Annotated in this window: 10 protein-coding genes; 7 read left to right on the top strand and 3 right to left on the bottom strand. The window is 74.6% G+C overall.

Annotated elements, in window-relative coordinates:
* On the top strand, positions 1–1,831 hold a 1,831-nt coding region (locus HCJ92_RS14140; protein ID WP_420824710.1), incomplete at its 5' end, for an ATP-binding cassette domain-containing protein.
* Positions 1,832–1,904: 73 nt separating this feature from the next.
* Here the strand turns inward: HCJ92_RS14140 and HCJ92_RS14135 are convergent.
* Positions 1,905–2,513 (bottom strand): LuxR C-terminal-related transcriptional regulator, encoded by a 609-nt coding sequence (locus HCJ92_RS14135; protein WP_167933931.1) that lies wholly within the window; start codon positions 2,511–2,513, stop codon positions 1,905–1,907.
* A 345-nt stretch (positions 2,514–2,858) separates the two neighbouring features.
* Between HCJ92_RS14135 and HCJ92_RS14130 the strand changes: the two genes are divergently transcribed.
* Entirely contained in the window at positions 2,859–5,198 is a 2,340-nt protein-coding gene (locus HCJ92_RS14130; protein ID WP_167933930.1) for an ATP-binding protein, read from the top strand.
* A gap of 338 nt (positions 5,199–5,536) precedes the next feature.
* Here HCJ92_RS14130 and HCJ92_RS14125 read toward each other — a convergent pair whose 3' ends face one another.
* A complete protein-coding gene (locus HCJ92_RS14125; protein ID WP_338054176.1) occupies positions 5,537–6,007 on the bottom strand; it encodes a response regulator in 471 nt (156 codons plus the stop codon).
* The gene (locus HCJ92_RS14120) at positions 6,004–7,791 is read right to left on the bottom strand and encodes a PP2C family protein-serine/threonine phosphatase (protein WP_245240870.1); all 1,788 of its coding nucleotides are present in this window, start codon (positions 7,789–7,791) and stop codon (positions 6,004–6,006) included. The genes HCJ92_RS14125 and HCJ92_RS14120 overlap by 4 nt, the downstream gene beginning before the upstream one ends.
* Positions 7,792–8,252: 461 nt before the next feature.
* Here HCJ92_RS14120 and HCJ92_RS14115 point away from each other — a divergent pair, with 461 nt between their 5' ends.
* From HCJ92_RS14115 to HCJ92_RS14095, 5 genes are all read left to right on the top strand, one after another.
* Positions 8,253–9,032 carry a sulfite exporter TauE/SafE family protein gene (locus tag HCJ92_RS14115; protein ID WP_167933928.1) on the top strand — a complete coding sequence of 260 codons (780 nt, stop codon included), beginning with the start codon at positions 8,253–8,255 and terminating at the stop codon, positions 9,030–9,032.
* Positions 9,033–9,163: 131 nt separating this feature from the next.
* Positions 9,164–9,673, top strand: a complete 510-nt coding sequence (locus tag HCJ92_RS14110) for a mycothiol transferase (protein WP_167933927.1) — start codon at positions 9,164–9,166, stop codon at positions 9,671–9,673.
* A 350-nt stretch (positions 9,674–10,023) separates the two neighbouring features.
* Positions 10,024–10,170: a hypothetical protein gene (locus HCJ92_RS14105; RefSeq protein ID WP_167933926.1), complete on the top strand. Its 147-nt coding sequence runs from the start codon at positions 10,024–10,026 to the stop codon at positions 10,168–10,170.
* Between the two features lie 426 nt (positions 10,171–10,596).
* Positions 10,597–13,524, top strand: coding sequence for a SpoIIE family protein phosphatase (locus HCJ92_RS14100; protein ID WP_245240869.1), 2,928 nt, complete (start codon positions 10,597–10,599; stop codon positions 13,522–13,524).
* 381 nt (positions 13,525–13,905) lie between these two features.
* Complete coding sequence (locus HCJ92_RS14095) at positions 13,906–16,335, top strand: right-handed parallel beta-helix repeat-containing protein (RefSeq protein WP_167933925.1); 2,430 nt, start codon at positions 13,906–13,908, stop codon at positions 16,333–16,335.
* Positions 16,336–16,879: the final 544 nt, after the last annotated feature.

Below are 16,879 nucleotides of genomic sequence, written 5' to 3'. Positions count from 1 at the left end.
CGACGGAACGGGCGGGCGCGAAGCGGGGCGGTCGGCCGCCCGGGGGGCGCTGCGCCGGGTGGGGCGCGAGGGAGTGCCGTTCCTCCGGCAGCGGCGGCGGGCGGTGCTCCGCCTCGCCGCTTGGTCGCTGGTGGAGTTCGCCCAGACCTTCCTGACGGGCTTCGGTATCGCGCAGGCACTCGACCAGGGGTTCCTCGCGGGCCGGCCGGGGGTCGGGTTGGCGTGGCTGACGGTGGCGGCGGTCGCCGCGCTCCCCGCCGCCGCCACCGCACGGGGCCTGTTCGGACGGCTGGGGGACCTGGTCGAGCCGCTGCGGGACGGGCTGGTACGCCGGGCGTCGGCGCGGGCGCTCCACGAGGCGCTGGCGCGACCGGAGTGGACGCACACCGGTGCGGTCTCGCGCGCGACCCACCAGAGCGAGATCGCCCGGGACGGGTGGGCGGGGCTGGTAATGGCAACGAGGTCGTGCCTGTTCACCGGCGCCGGCGCGCTGGTGGGCCTCGCGGTGCTGGCGCCGCCGCTGCTGCTGGTCGTGGTTCCGCCGATCCTGGCAGGCTGGGGGTTGTTCCTCGCGACCCTGGTGCCGATGGCGGGCCGGCAGCGCGCCTATCTGGAGGCCGACGAACGGCTCGCGGAGCACACCGGTGCGGTGGCGGGCGGGCTCCGGGACCTCGCGGCGACCGGCGGTGGCGCGAGCGTGGCGGCCCGCTACTCCGAGCTGGCCGACGAGCAGTGCGACGCAGCCCGGGCCCTCGCCCGCTGGTCGGCGGTGCGGGTGGTGGCTCTCTCGCTCTGCGGGCGGGTCCCGCCCGTCGCGCTCCTCGCGGCGACGCCGTGGCTGCTGGACCGGGGCATGACGGCGGGGGCGCTCGTCGGCGCGCTCGCCTACCTCACGCAGTCGCTGGCACCCGCCGTGCAGGCGCTGATGACCGCCCTCGGGACAGCCGGCGGGCGGCTGCTGGTCGTCCTGGACCGGTTCAGCGAGCGGCCGGCCGAGCTTCCGGCTGGCCGGGCCGCAGGTGTGCCGGCGCCACGGGAGGGCGCACCGGGCTGCGACGGACGGCGCCGCACCGGGCACCCCCGGCGTCCCGGCGGGGTGACGGGCGCGACGCTGCGCGGTGTCCGCTTCACCTACGGCCCCGGCGCCCGGCCCGTGCTCGACGGCCTGGACCTGCGGGTGGCGCCCGGCGAGCACCTGACGGTGATCGGTCCCAGCGGCACCGGGAAGTCGACGCTCGCGGGTCTCCTGACGGGCGACCGGTCACCGGTGCGGGGCTCCGTCAGTTGGGAGCGGGCGGACGGGACGGGACCGGCGGACGCCGTCCCGCCGGGGGTGGTGCTGCTCCCGCAGCACCCCTACGTCTTCACCGGTTCGCTCCGGGACAACCTGCGGTACCTCGCCCCCGATGCCGGTGAGACGGAGACGGCGGCGGCGATCGACGCCCTGGGGATGCGGGAGCTGACGGACCGGCTCGGGGGGCTCGACGCCACGGTCCGCCCGGGGGCTCTGTCGCTGGGCGAGCGCCAACTCGTGGTCCTGGCTCGGGCGTTCGTCGCCGCTCCCTCGTTGCTCGTGCTGGACGAGGCGACCGGGCGCCTCGACGCCGCCGCGGAGGCCCGGGCGGAGACTGCGCTGGCGGCGCGGGCGGGCACCCTGGTGGTGATCGCGCACCGCCCGGCCTCGGCACGGCGCGCCGATCGGGTACTGGTGCTCGACGGTCCCGAAGTGGCGCTCGGTACCCCGGCCGGCCTCGCCGCGAGCAGCGCGCTGTACCGGGAGTTGACCGGCGAGCCGAGATCGTCGTCCCCCGCTTCCGCCGACGGCCGCTGAGGCGCGGAGGGCGGTGCGCTGCGGCCGTCCGTGGTGCGGCCGTCCGTGGTGCGGAGGCGGCAGGGCGTCCGGGTCAGATCCAGCCCGCCTCGTGGGCGAGGCGTATGGCGTGCGAACGGTTGCGCCCGCCGCTCTTGCGGACCGCCGCCGCCAGGTAGTTGCGCACGGTGCCGTTGGTGAGGTTGAGGCGGCGTGCGATGCACGCGACGGAGTCGCCCTGCGCCGCCAGGGACAGCACGCCCAGTTCGCGCCCGGAGAGCGGTATCTCGTTCGCCTGGAGCAGCCCGAAGGCCAGCGACTCGTCGATGTAGCGCCCTCCGTCCGCGACCTTGCGGACGACCGCGGGCAGGTCGTCGGTGCCGCCGTACTTGTCGACGTAGCCACGTGCACCCGCGACGGCGGCGGTGCGGAGCGCTCCGGGCCGGTCGCCCCTGCCCAGGACGACGAGATGACCGCCGTCGGGGCCGGGGCGTCGGACGGTTCCCAGCTCCTCCAGAAGACTGTGGGAACCCGGACAGTCGAGGTCCAGCACGTACACCTCCGGGCGTTCGTCGCAGGCCGCACGGCGCAGCTCCTCCCGGCCGCAGCTCAGCACGTTGAGGGAGTCACCCGCGTGGTGCAGCAGGCAGCGCAGCGCCTTTCGCCACAGGACGACGTCGTGGACGACAAGCACAGTGGTCACAGCCGATCTCATCTCTCCCGGCGCGCACGGACAGATCCCGTAGGCGATTGTGCGGGAGCATCGCCGACCGTGAGGCGATTACCACGATTCGTGACCGTGATATCGGGGGCGGGCGCTGCCGTGGTGTGCGCTCTCCGCGCCCGCGTGTGCGCTGCGTGTGCGGGCGCTGCCACCGCCCGCGCAGGTGTCCGGCACCTGTTCGGAGCGCCGTCGCCCACCCCGCCCGGCGCGGCGTCCGCCCCCCGTGCCGGCAGCACAGTCGGGCGGCCGGGTGCGGGTGGGAGTATGACGTACGAGAGGACGAGCGCCCGGAGGGCCGGGCGCGGAGGGCGGAGGGCGGGCGCGATGGTGGACCGGTGGTTGACGGAGCGGGCACGGGCGGCGGAGGCCGAGGTGCCAGGCGGTTTCGGCCTCTCCGCGTGCGTCCGTGAACCCATCCACCTGCTGGGCGGCGTGCAGTCGCACGGCACCCTGATCGCCGTGGAGCCCGCGAGCGGACTGGTGGCCGTCGCCGCGGCGAACACCGGTGAGCTGCTGGGGATCGCCGCCGAGCAGCTGGTGGGGACGCCGGTGACCCGGGTGCTGGCCCCGGCGGAGTTCGAGGAGGCCCTGGCGGGCACGGCCGGCGAGGACCCCGCGCCCGTCACCTTCCCCGTCCCGGTCGGCGGCACGGGGTCCGAGCGCCCCATGGACGTCTCGGCGCACCGCCGGGGCGGCCTTCTCGTCCTGGAGTTCGAGCCGCGGCGCGACGAGACGCCCGCCTTCGGCACGTTCTACACCGGCATCCGCCGGGTGCTGGCACGGCTGCGCGCCGCGTCGACCGTCGCGGACGCGTGCGAGGTGGCCGCGCGCGAGGTGCGCGCCCTGACCGGCTACGACCGGGTGATGGTCTACCGCTTCGACGGCGAGGCCGGGCCGGGCGAGGTGGTCGCCGAGGACCTGACCCCCGGCTGGGAGCCCTGGCTCGGTCTCTGGTTCCCCGCCACCGACGTGCCGCCGCAGGCACGCCGCCTCTACCGTGACAACTGGATCCGGGTGATCGGCGACGCCCACGACGAGACGGTGGGGCTGGTGCCGCCGGTGCGGCCGGACACCGGGGTCCCGCTCGACCTGTCACTCGCGGCGCTGCGGACGGTCTCCGGCTTCCACCTGGAGTACCTGCGCAACATCGGCGTCCGCTCGTCGATGTCGGTCTCCGTCCTCCGGGAGGGCCGCCTCTGGGGACTGATCGCCTGCCACGGCGAGCGCCCGCTCCGCCCCACCCCCGAGGTCCGCTCGGCCTGCGAGATGTTCGGGGCGGCGTTCTCCCTCCAGCTGGCCGCGATCGAGGAGCGGGAGCGGGCGGACGCCATCGTCGAGTCGGGGGGCCGCGCCGCCACGGTGGCCCGTTTGCTGGAGGACGGCCTGGAGGTGAGCGTCGCCGGGCGGGGCGACGCGGTGGCCGACCTGCTGGCTGCCGACTCGGTGGTGCTCTGCCGGGGCGGCAGGGTCTCCGGGAGCGGGGACACCTTCGCTCCCGGACTGCTGCGGGCTCTCGGCAGCCGGGCCGCGCTGCTCGCGCCGGGGACCGTCTGGGAGACGGACCGCCTCGCCGAGAGCGACGGTGAGGAGGCGGCTTTCGGCGCCCAGGAGTCGGTGCAGGGGCCGGCGGGCGTCCTGCTGCTGCCGTTGAGTCGCTCGGGCGACTTCCTCGCCTGGTCGCGACGGGAACGCCCGGTGCCCCGGCGCTGGGCGACCGACCCGGCCGCCCCCGTCCGGGTGGGCCCGGGCGGCGAGCGGCTGACCCCACGCGGCTCGGGCGCGGTCTTCGCGGCGATGATGCGGGGGCGCAGTCTGCCGTGGACCACCACGGATCTGGCCACAGCCCGGGAGCTGTGGCGACTGCTGACGGGGCTGGTGCTGCGGCACGCCGACGCGGTGGACGCCCTCAACGACGAGCTGCGCATGACCAACACCGACCTCGACGGCTTCGCGCACGCCGCCGCCCACGACCTGAAGGAGCCGCTGCGCGGCATCTCCAACGCCGCGACCTTCGTCATCGAGGACGCGGCAGCGGGGTTGGACGAGACCACCCGGCGGCGGCTGCTGACGATGCAGCAGCTGGCCGGCCGGATGGACGAGCTCCTGAACTCGCTGCTGCACTACTCGCGGCTCGGCCGGGCCGGGTTGCGCCTCCGGGAGGTCGACCTCGGCCGGGCGCTGGACTCCGCGTTGGAGGTGGCGGGCGGGCGACTGGCGGAGGAGCGTGTACGGGTGAGGCGTGGCGAGCTCCCGGTACTGGCCGCCGACCCGGACCGGCTCTACGAGATCCTGGTCAACCTCCTGGTCAACGCCGCGAAGTACGCCGCCCCGGAGAGCGACGACCGCTGGGTGGAGATCGCCGGCCACCGGCTGCCGGTTCCCGGGGAGTCGTCCGGCGCCCAGGCGTACGAGACGGTCGTGACGGTGCGGGACAACGGGATCGGGATAGCTCCCGGGTTGCAGGAAGAGGTGTTCGACCTCTTCCGGCGGCTGCACGGGCCCAGCGAGCACGGCGGCGGCTCGGGCGTGGGCCTCGCCGTCGTCAAGCGCGTCGTGGAACGGCACGGCGGAAGACTGTGGCTGGAGAGCGCCCCGGGGCGGGGCGCCACCTTCTCGTTCACGCTGGGCCCGGCGGTCGCGGGGGAGCCGAAGGCCGCCGGCTGAGCGGGACGCCCGCGGACCGCCGGAGCGGACCGCCACGACGCACAGGCGGGAGACCGGGCGTCGAGCGAGGCGCCGGCCAGGAGTGGCGGTCATCGGCCGATCGTGGGCGTGCACACCCGGGGCCGTGCCGTGACAGCCGGACCACGGGGCGGCCGGAAGGTGTCACACCGCTCAGAGCGTGTGTGAGACCCCGTGTCGGCTCAGCTCGCGGCGTCAGATGCGGTCAGCTGCACGGCGGAGGGGCACCCTCATACCGGGTTGTAGTCGGGTGTTCCTGACAACGCAGCAGATGGCCGTAGCCGGCCTCGCGGGCCCGGCGTGGGGTCACACACACGCTCTCAGGGCTGCCCGTGGGCCGCCGGCGGGGGCGGGCCGTGGGAGGCCACCGAGCGTGACGCCTGCCAGTAGTCGATCGCACCCTTCAGCACCGTCCGGAAGAGCGTGAAGTTGACCGGCTTGTAGACGTAGCTGTCCGCGCCGGCCGCGTAGCAGGCATCCACCTCCGCGGGGGAGGTGGATGAGGTGAAGACGACGACCGTCACGTCGTCGAGTTCGGCGCGGCCCCGCAGCTCCGACAGGACGCCGTGGCCGTCGAGTCCGGGCATATTGAGATCGAGCAGGATCAGCCCCGGCAGCGCCTCCCGCGCCAGCAGCTGCTCCACCAGGCCGTCACCGCGGGTGGTGAACTCCGGTCGGATCTCGGGGTGGGTGTGGCGCAGTGCGCGCTCGATCGCCTCGGCGTCCTCCAGGCTGTCCTCGACGACGAGGACGCTGCCCAGGTCGATCCGGCGTCCCCGGTCCGTGGTCACCCTGTCGCCCCCTTCACGTGCGCGATGAGCACCGCGGTGTCGTCACTGCCCGTGGCGCGGAACGCGGACATGCGCGCCACCAGCCCCGCCGCCGTCTCCGGCTCCTGGACCACGCAGTCGCGGACCACCTCCGGCAGGTGCTCCTCGAAGAATACGCCGCTCGCCGAACGCGCCTCGGTCAGACCGTCGGTGAACATGACGAGAGAGTCCCCCGGTCCCAGCCGCAGGGAGGTCGGTTGCAGGTCGGTGTCGGGCAGGACTCCGAGGAACAGACCGGCGACCCCGACCTCCTCCACGGCTCCGTCCCGGCGACGCACCAGGGGCGAGGGGTGCCCGGCCGCGGCCAGCCGGGTCTGGCACCCTCCCCCGCCGTCGGGGGCGAGGACGGCGACCAGCGCGGTGACGAACCGGGTGGTCCCTTGGTCGAGCAGCATCGTGTTGAGGCGTTGGAGGGCGACCTCCGGCAGCACGCCGTCCTCCAGGAGCGTCCGCAGCGTGTGCCGGGCCAGACCGGTGAGCGCCGCCGCCTCGGCACCACGGCCGCAGACGTCCCCGATGACGACCGCCAGTCGCCCCTCTCGGTCCACGACCGCGTCGTAGAAGTCGCCGCCCACTTCGAGGGAGTCGTCCGCGACCTCGTAGGCGGCGTACAGGTCGGCGGCGGGCCAGACCGGCAGCGCGTTCGGCAGCAGGTGCCGCTGCAACTGCTCGACGTGGCGGCGGCGCTGCTCGTACGCGGTGGTCGTGTCGATGGCGAGGGCGGCGCGGCGGGCGAGGTTGTCGAGCAGCCTCGTGCCGGCGATGGCGTCCTCGCCCCGGTGGTAGATGAAGGTGAGGGTGCCGAGCGCCTTGCCGCGGGCGCGCAGCGGGCTGACGCTCACCGCGTTGACGGGCTGCCCGGGGCCGTCGGCGTGCGGGCCGAAGGGTGCGCCTTCCAGCTCCTCGCCGCTCAGCACCACGCACTCGCCGCTGCGGACGGCCCGGTCGACGAGGTCGGCGAACCACGGGTCGTCGCGCGCCAGGTCGGCCAGCCAGGGCTGGGCGTCCGCGGCGACGTGGGCGGAAGCGACCGGTGCGAGTCCGCCGAGGTCCGCGAAGAGGTGGACCGCGCACCCCTCGGCAACCGCCGGGACCGCGAGCCGCGCGACGCGGGAGAGGGTCTCCTGTACGTCGAGGCTGGCGTCCATCTGGAGCGACGCCTCGGCCAGGAACGCGTCCTCGATGAGCCGCCGCTCGTACTCGCGCGCCTCCACGATGCGTCGGTTGCTGGCCACCAGCACCTCGGAGAGCTGGATGAGCTGCCGCGTCAACGCGGTGGGGTCGGAGGGCGGTCCGGGCAGCCCGACGGAGAACGACGCCCAGTCAGCCTCACCGAGCCGGAAGCGCGACTCCAGCGCGTAGCGGGCTCCCGCGTCGGCCAGCGCCCGCCCCTCCGGGGCGAACCCGTCCGTCCCGGCGTCCAGTTCGTGGAAGTGGACCTGCGGGGTTCCGATCGCCCGGCCGGGCTCCGGTGCCGGCACCGGCCGCCCCGCGGCGGTCCCGGCACCGGTGGTGGTGGTCGTCGTCGAGTGCGTGCCGGTCGCGACGCGGAGGTAGCGCAGCCGGTCGCCCTCCCAGCGGCTCCCGGTGACGGCCACCACCTCGTCCTCGGCGAGCATGGCCGCGTAGACGTGCTGCGCCATCTCCTCGACGTTCTCGACGTCCTGGGCGGAGAGCCACAGGCGGTGGAGCCGGGCCGGCCAGGAGAGGTCGGCCTCGTCGGCACGGCTGCTGGCTGTGGTCAAGGAGGCTCCCACCCGTCCGGGTCGGGCGTCCTCCCGAGGCGGGAGGACGTCTGCGGCCATGGGACAGGGGCTTGGCGCGCGGCGTGCCCCACACTAGCCGGGCGGAATGCCCACGGACGACCGACTCCGGGATGAGATCACCGGAAGCGCCCGGTGCCGGCCGCGCCGCCCGGGCGCGGTGCGCCCGGCTCCCCGGCGGACGGGGACGGCCCGCCCGGCACCGGTGGCACGGCGCACCGCGCGGACCTGCGACGTCGTCGTGGTGGCGGCCCCGCTGGCCGGGTAGTGTGCGACGCCGGGCCGGCCCTCCGCTCGCCCCGGAACATCCCGGGCACGGCAGGACACGGGCAGGTATCGGGCGGCGCCGGCGGCGGGAATCCGAACGGGACGACGGGGAGCCGACTCCCCGACGGGCCGGCGCCCGGGTCGCCGAGCGGTCCGGACGAGAGGGGGAAGCGACGATGGGGTGGGAGTGGGTCGCCGTCCTCGGGGCCGGCTTCTGGGCCGGCATGATCAATGTGGTGGTCGGATCCGGCACCCTGGTGACCTTCCCCGTGCTGCTGCTCTTCGGGTACCCGCCGCTGGTGGCCAACATCTCCAACAACATCGGCCTGGTCGGCGGCAATCTGTCCGGGACGTTCGGCTACCGGCGGGAGCTCGCGGAGAAGCGGACGCTGACGCGGGTCCTGCTGCCGGCGGCAACGGCCGGCGGCGTCACCGGCGCAGTGCTGCTGCTGGTGCTGCCGCCCGAGGCGTTCCGGGCGGTCGTACCCGGGCTGATCCTCCTCGGACTCGTGATGGTGGTGGCGGCACCGGCGGTGCAGCGCCGGGCCGCCGCGCGGGGCGGGGGCGCGCTTTCGGGGTCCGCCCTGTCCGGACGGCGGACGGCGGCCGTCGCGACCGGCGTGTTCTGCCTCGGCGTCTACGGCGGGTACTTCGGTGCTGCCCAGGGCATCCTGCTGGTCGGGCTGCTCGGTGTGCTCACGGCCGAGTCGCTGCAGTCGACCAACGCGATCAAGAACCTGCTGGTCACGGCGGTCAACGCGGTGGCGGCGGTGGTGTTCCTGCTGGTCGCGTGGGAGTACGTCGACTGGGGGGTGGTGGCGCTGGTGGCCGGCGGCGCGACGCTCGGCGGGCTGGTCGGTGCCCGGGTGGGCCGCCGACTGCCGCCGGCGCTGCTGCGCGCCCTGATCGTCGTCGTCGGCGGTGCGGCCCTCGTCCACCTGGTCTTCTTCGTCTGACGCCCGAGCCCGGAGTCCTCCTTCCGTGTAGGCCTCGTCCCGCGGGCCTCCCGTCGTCGGGCGGCGCCGACTCCCCGACACGGCGCGGCCGGTTGCGTGGCCGGGGGCGGACGCGGGGCGATGATGCGCCCATGCATGCCAACGACATCCTCATCGACGGTTACGACCGCATCCGGGAGACGGTGCACTCGGTCGTGGCCGACCTCCCGGCGGACACCCTCAACCACCGGCCGGCCCCGGGCGTCAACTCGATCAGCTGGCTGGTGTGGCACCTCACCCGGGTGCAGGACGACCACGTGGCGGAGGTCGCGGGGCTCACCCAGGTGTGGCTGTCCGGGGGCTGGTGCGAGCGGTTCGGCCTGGACCTCCCGGCGGACGACACGGGGTACGGACACGGATCCGCCGAGGTCGCGAAGGTGACCGTCACGTCCGGTTCACTGCTGACCGGCTACTTCGACGCGGTGCACGGGCAGTCGCGGGAGTTCCTGAGCGGGCTCACCGTGCCGGACTTCGCCCGGGTCGTGGACGAGGACTGGGACCCACCGGTGACGCTCGGCGCTCGGCTGGTGAGCGTCCTCGCCGACGATCTGGAACACGCCGGCCAGGCGGCGTACCTGCGGGGGCTGCTCACGGCCCGGTGAGAGACCGGGACCCCCGTCCGGAACCCGCTGCTGCTTCCGGTCGGCCCCCGAACGGTGGGACTGCGCTCGGTTATGATCCCCTTTCGGGGCGTGCCCGCCCGGGCTCGGACGTTGTTCCGCCCGGGCAGACCACACGGGGGGCCGCCTCTCCTGGTACGCCGTGGCACCCGCGCGAGGTGGCGCGCCGGAGCGTCGGCCCGTGGAAGTGGGGTGTCGAAATGGGCCGCGAGGCGCAGCAACGCGCGAGCGCGGAAGTGATGCGGTTGCGAGCCTTCTGGGCTGAGCACCGCACGTCGCCGAGGGGGGCGACGCTGCCGTGGCCGGGACGCCGACCGGTCACCATGGAGGAGTTGCGACGACTGGTCGACTCGGTGCCGACGGGGCCGAGCGGTGACCCGTACGCAGGTCAGTGGTTCGTGATCGTGGCGGCGCTCGACCGCGGCCAGACGGTGACGGAGACGCTGGTCGACCCGCCTCAGCGCCGTTGGTCCCTGTAGCCGTCGGCCGTGCGCCGGGGAGGGGCACGGCGCACGGCCGGTGTCCCGGCGGAGCCGCGCCCGGCGCGGCACGGAGCGGACCCGGCGCCGGGTCCGTTCCGGAGGCCGGGCGCCCGCGGTCCCGCCGGCGGCGGCCGGGTGGCGCGCGGCCGTGCCGAGTCGGACCATGAGGGCATCGACCCATGAGGCGGGCCGCGAGAACGGAACGGGCGGTATCGACCGGAGTGGATGCGCCATGATCAGCACCTGGAGCCGGGGACCGGTGTCACCGGGGCGGGTTCCGTGCGGTCTCCGCCGGGTTCGCCGCGGCCCTCCCGCCACCTGCGGGGAACGGCATCCGTCGTTCCCCGGCGTCCGGTCTGCGGGCCCGCGCGGGACGCGCCGGAGCCGCCCCACGGCACCGGCGCCCACGCGGCGGCGGTGGCCATGAGAAGCGCGCGGGGCGCGGAGCAGCCGCGGGACCCGCCCCACGGGGCGCGGCTCGGGGTCGTGCGGTCCTTCGTGGACCAGGCGACCGAGACCGAGGCGCTGCAGTTCGCCCTGCACCACGCGGTCGCGGCGGTGGGCGGCCTCGGCGGGGTCGTGCACCTCACGGGGCCATGGGAAGGGTCCGAGCCGCGGCTGGTCGTGGTCGACGGGCTGCCCGAGGCCGAGGCGCGCGGCTTCCACGAACGCATCGTCGGGCGTGCCGGGCCGCGCCCGGGGGACGGGAAGACCGACGGGAAACACTCCGCCCCGGAGGGGGGCGGTTGGGTCCCCGCCCCGGAGGCGGCACACGGCGGCGTGGCCGACCACGCGGAGGTCGCGGGGGTGCTGGTGGTGCCGCTCGCCACCCCGCGTCGTGTCCTCGGCACCCTTTCCGTGATCTGCCTGCGTCCGCCGGAGCCCGCGGAGCGGGAACCGCTCACCGAGATCGCCTCCGTGGTCTCGGAGCGCCTGGGGCGGTCGCTCTCCGCCGACCACGTCGCCTCTCCCCCGGCGTGGCCCGCGCGGGCGCACACCTCGCCGCTGAGCGAGGCGGTGCGGTCGGTCAGTGTCGGCTCCTGGGACTGGAACATCCGCACCGGTGAGCTGCGTTACGACGTCCAGGCGACCCGGGTGCTGGGGATGGAGCCGCACGAGACGGTGGTGCGGATCGGATCGTGGGTGGATCTCGTCCACCCGGACGACCTGCCGTGGGTGATGGCCGACACCGAGGAGGCGATCCGCACCCGGAGCCTCTACGGCGTCGAGTACCGGATCCGTCGCCCGGACGGCACCACCGGCTGGGTACAGTCGCGCGGCCGGGTCATCCCCGGGGACGACGGCCGTCCGGGCCATCTGGTCGGCACGGTCTGGGACACCACCCGCACGCGCGTGGCGCGTGACGCGGTCGACGACGCGCTGCGCCACATGACCGACGGCTTCCTGGCGGTGGACTCCGAGTGGCGCATCATGTTCGTCAACGCCGAGGCCGACCGGGCGCTGGGCCCGGTGCCCGCCACCGGTGACCGGCTGCTGTGGGACCTCCCCGCGGGGCGCGCGCCCGGGTTCGAGGACGCCTGCCGCCGGGCGGTGGCGGAGAACACGCCCGCCGGGGTCGATCTCCGGCCCTCAGCGGATGGCCGCTGGTACCACCTGCGGCTGGTCCCGGTGCCGCAGGGGCTCACCGTGTACTCCACGGACATCACCGAGGCCAGGCGGCGCGACGCCGAACGGGAGCGCGCGGCGCGCGAATCGGCCGAGCAGTCGGCGCACATCGCGCGGCTGACCGGGGCGCTAGCCGAGGCGATCACCAAGGAGGACGTGGTGCGGGCCACGGCGGAGCATGTGCTGCGCCCGTTCGGTGCCGCCCGCATGGCGATCATCACCCTCGCGGGCGGCTCCGCGGGCGTGGTCGGTTCGCTCGGGTACTCGGCCGGGGAACCGGCGGCGCTCTGGGCGCAGGGGGAGGGAGCCTCACCCCTGACGGACACCGCCGGCAGCCGCGTCCCGCTCTTCCTCGGCTCCCCGGCGGAGTACCGGCGGCGCTACCCGCGCTCGGCGGGCACGATGACCGGGGTCGGGGACCGATCCTGGGCGTTCCTCCCGCTGGTCGTCTCGGGTCGCGTCACCGGTTGCTGCCTGCTGGCGTTCCCGGTCCAGGACGCGCCCCGGTCGGCCGACCGCAGCGTGCTGGCGGCCCTGTGCGGACTGATCGCACAGGCACTGGAGCGCGCCCGGCTGTACGACGCGGAGCACGAGCGGGCGCAGGAGCTCCAGCGCGGCCTGCTCCCGCAGCACCTCCCGACGGTGCCGGCGGTGGACACCGCGGCCTGTTACCTGCCGGCGGACCGGCGACTGGACATCGGCGGGGACTGGTACGACGTGATCCCGCTGTCGGCCGAACGGGCCGCGCTGGTGATCGGCGACGTCATGGGGCACGGTCTGTCGGAGGCGGCGACGATGGGGCGGCTGCGGACCGCGGTCCGCACACTCAGCGAGCTCGAACTGCCTCCGGACGAGATCCTCACCCATCTCAACGACCTCGTGAGCGAGTTGGGCGACGACTTCTACGCGACGTGTCTGTACGCGGTGTACGACCCGACCTCCCGGATGTGCGACTTCGCCTCGGCGGGGCACCTGCCACCGGTCGTGGTCCGTCCGGACGGGACGGCGCACGTTCCCCGGGTGCCCGCCAACGCGCCCCTGGGGGCGGCCACTCCGCCGTTCGACGTGCTGCGTGCCGAGGTACCGGACGGCAGCCTGCTCGCGTTGTTCACCGACGGGCTGGTGGAGGCGCGGGGCCACGACATCGACGACTCGGTGGACCGCTTCACGCGGTTGCTGGCCGCCTCCGCGCGGCGTGACGACCGGGACGACGCGCCGACGGCGGAGGACGGCGGCCTCGACGCGCTCTGCGACGCGTTGGTCACCTCTCTCACCGCGACGCTGCGGAACCGCCGCGACGACGCCGCCCTGCTGCTGGCACGAACTCACGCGCTGACCTCGGAGAACGTGGCGGTGTGGCCGCTGTCCGCCGAGGCCACCGCCGCGTCCCGGGCACGGGAGATGATCCGCGGGCAGTTGACGCGGTGGGGACTGGAGGACCTGGTGATGACCACGGAGCTCGTGGTCAGCGAGCTCGTCGCCAACGTCGTGCGGCACGCGCAGGAACCGGTCACGCTCCGGCTGTTGCGGGGGCGCAGTCTGGTCTGCGAGGTCTCCGACGGCAGTCTCACCACCCCTCATGTCCGTCGGGCCGCGGACACGGACGAGGGGGGCCGGGGCCTCCAACTGGTCAGCGCGCTCACCCACCGCTGGGGCGCCCGGTACAGCGTCGCCGGCAAGACGATCTGGACCGAGCAGCCGCTCCCGGAGGACCAGGCACCGTGATGAGCGCCGGCCCGCGGCACCCGGATGGTCGGGACACCGCGTGACCGGGCGCCGGCGGCGGTGCCCGCGGCCCGCTGGGCCGGGCGGTGACGGGCCCCGGCCTCACGTCGGCGAGCCCGTGCCTCCGGCCTCGCTCGGGTGAGGTAGCGCGCGGTGGTCGGGCACCCGACCGCCTCCCCCACGTCCCACCGCACCCAGGCGCACCACCAGCGACGGAGCCCGGAGGCCGGTTGTCGGGCCCCGACAGAAGAAAGCGCTTCCTGGCTGTTGACCTGGAGCTCTGTTCGGCTCTTGACTGTGCGCGGCCAACCAGCACGGAGGCAGCGAGCCGCCCCTCGGGCCGAGAGGGCCGGACGTCGGCCTGCCCAGAGGGAGTTGACGATGAGGTTGACGACAAGACCCGCCCAGCCGCCGTCCGGCGGCGCGCACCGGTCCCGGTTCGCCCGTTCCGCCACGGGCGCCCTGCTCACCGCGGTACTGACGGCGGGCACCCTGGCCGCAGGTTCCGCACCGGCGACCGCGCGGCCGGCGGAGGCCGCGAACGCGGTCGGCACCGCCCAGGCACCCGCCTGGGAGGCGGTCACCTTCGGCCAGTCCACGGACCTCAACTTCGCCTCCAACGTGCTGCCCGAGAAGGTGGGCGTCAACCACGCGGAGCCGGAGGTGCCGGGCACCATCGAGGGGCGCGTCACCCTGGAGAGCCGTGGCGGCAAGCTGGCGCAGGGCCACGACGGCCTGACCTTCTACCACACGGTCCTCGACCCCGGCACGGACAACTTCGTCCTCACCGCCGACATGACCGTCGAGCAGTTCGGTCCGGAGACGGGCGCCGCCCCGAACAGCCAGGACAGTGCCGGACTCATGGTCCGCGACGTCATCGGAGCACCGCGGCAGGACCCGATGGTCGACGGGTTCGAGGAGGTCCCGGCGGCCTCCAACATCTTCGCCACCGGCATGATGCGCGCCGGGATCAGCGCCATCCACCGCACCGGGGTCGTGGAGCCGTGGGGCAACCCCGGCAGCTCGTTGACGACGCGCACCTTCACCACCGACTCCCGCTACGCGCTGCCCGTCGGCACTCCCGTCTCGCTGCGGCTGGAGCGCACGGACACCGAGTTCGTCATGGCGGCGACGTTCACCCACGCCGGCGAGCCGGCCACCTTCGAGCAGCGGGTGGACGGTGCGGACTGGGTCCAGGACATCGATCCCGACCGCATGTTCGTCGGCTTCTACGCCGCCCGCAACGCCAAGGTCACGGTCGAGAACGCCCAGTTGGAGGTGAGCGACGCCGACACGGTGCCGCGCGCCCCGGTCGAGCCGCGGCCGGAGCAGCCCGCGCTCGCGCTGCTCTCCTCCGCCGAGACAGCCGCCCGCGTGTACACCCTGCAGACCCGCCCCAACGTCGCCGGTGAGCTGGTGGTCACCGACGAGCGGGGCAAGCGGGTGGCCAAGAAGCGCCTGAAGGCGCACGAGGTCCACAGCAAGAACGTGCCCCTGCGCGGCGGGGGCGCGGAGCTGACGCTGACCTTCACCCCCTCGGCCGCTCCCTCAACCCCGGTGGTCCGCGAACTGACCGTGACCCGAAAGGAGTACGGCGAGCGAGGCGACGGCCGGACGGTGCACGCCTCCCCCCGCGGCACCGCGCAGGCGGCGGGCACCGTCGCGCGCCCCGTGGACATCGGGACCGCGCTGCGGTACGTCGCCCCGGGCGGCACCGTCCTGCTGCACGGCGGCACCTACGAGCCGACCGGGACGCTGGCGCTGGACGCCTCCTACAGCGGGCTGCGCAACAAGGCCAAGACGGTGCGGCCCTACCGCGGCCAGGAGGTCGTCATCGACGGCCGCGACGCACTTCCGGTCGTGGTGCGGCTCGACGCCCACCACTGGCGGTTCGAGGACATCCAGGTCACCCGCGCGGTGAACAACGCGATGCGGGTGAGCGGCAGCCACAACACCATCAGCGGCATGACGTTCAACTTCAACGGCAACACCGGGTTCCAGCTGAGCGGCAGCGGCGACAACCCGGACCTGTGGCCCTCGCACAACCTGATCGTCGGCAGCGAGTCCCACGACAACCGCGACGCCAGCGACATCGACGCGGACGGCTTCGCCGCCAAGCTCGGCGTCGGCGCGGGCAACGTCTTCCGGGGCAACATCTCGCACCACAACATCGACGACGGCTGGGACCTGTACAACCGGACCAACGAGGGTCCCAACCTGCCGATCACGCTGGAGAACAACGTCGCCCACTCCAACGGCCGCCTCAGCAACGGCTACGAGGCGAGCGGAACGCTCGGGAACGGTTTCAAGCTCGGCGGCGAGGGGCTGCCGGTGGCGCACGTCCTGCGCGGCAACGTCGCCTATGACAACGGCATGGACGGCTTCACCGACAACTTCAACCCGGGACGCCTCCGGCTCGACAACAACACCAGCTTCGACAACGGGCGTTTCAACTTCATCTTCCGTTTCAACCCCTACTTCGACGAGTCGGAGCAGGGGGTCTTCCGCAACAACCTCTCGTTCCGCACACCGGACGGACGGGGCGGCGACCGCCCCGCGGCGGACTTCGTCTCCGGGGACGTGGACCGCACCAACGTCCTCTTCGACGGCGTCCGCGCCGCCAACGAGGACGGTTCGCTCGCTCCCCGCGAGTCGGACTTCCGATCGCTGAACCTGCCCGAGAGCTACCCGCGGGCGGCCGACGGGACCCCGGTCCACGGTGACTTCCTCCGGCCGGTGCGGGGCAGCGATCTGAACAAGGGCGGGACCCGGCGCTCCCACGTCGGCGCGCTCGACGGCAGCCGCCGCTGACCCTGCCGACGCCTGACCGCCCGACGGGCCCGCACACCGTGGAACTCCCCACGGCGTGCGGGCCCTCGGCGTTCCCCGGGGGCGCCCCGCACCGCCGCCTCCCGCTGCCGACCGGGCACCGCACTCCCCTCCGGAGATCCGGCGCGTCTGATCCATTGAGACCCCAATGTGATGCTGTTAGCGTTCACATGCGACAGGGTGGGTGACCGAGGTCACTCTGACGTGAGCCGCCGCGCGAGCCGCCGACGGCTCGGTGTTCCCGCCGCCCGCCGGGCGGGGTGCGCGGCCGGTGCCGCCCGGGCAGCTGCTGAGCCCGGTACCGCCGCGCTTCCGCCCGCGCGCCCCGGGGCGCCGCCGCACGCCACCGCTCCACGCACGACACAGCTCCATCCCGGCCCCTCCCCCGATCGGACAGCCGGCCCCGGACGTGGCCGCGCAGGATCGCCCGGTGGCCGGCGCGCGGCGCCGGAGCGGCCCACCGCGCCCTCGCCGGGGCGCGCCGGGTCGCTCCGACCCACGGGCCGGGCCCCGGCGGTGGGGGGGG

Origin of the sequence: Streptomyces spiramenti (assembly GCF_012034385.1) — a bacterium.
GTDB lineage: Bacteria > Actinomycetota > Actinomycetes > Streptomycetales > Streptomycetaceae > Streptomyces > Streptomyces spiramenti.
Note: the sequence above shows the minus strand (reverse complement) of the source record. Positions and strands in the feature narration are given on the sequence as shown.

Coding starts and splice junctions, on each gene's coding strand:
- HCJ92_RS14130 (WP_167933930.1), top strand. CDS start 2,859: ATGGTGGACCGGTGGTTGACGGAGCGGGCACGGGCGGCGGAGGCCGAG.
- HCJ92_RS14115 (WP_167933928.1), top strand. CDS start 8,253: ATGGGGTGGGAGTGGGTCGCCGTCCTCGGGGCCGGCTTCTGGGCCGGC.
- HCJ92_RS14110 (WP_167933927.1), top strand. CDS start 9,164: ATGCATGCCAACGACATCCTCATCGACGGTTACGACCGCATCCGGGAG.
- HCJ92_RS14100 (WP_245240869.1), top strand. CDS start 10,597: ATGAGAAGCGCGCGGGGCGCGGAGCAGCCGCGGGACCCGCCCCACGGG.
- HCJ92_RS14095 (WP_167933925.1), top strand. CDS start 13,906: ATGAGGTTGACGACAAGACCCGCCCAGCCGCCGTCCGGCGGCGCGCAC.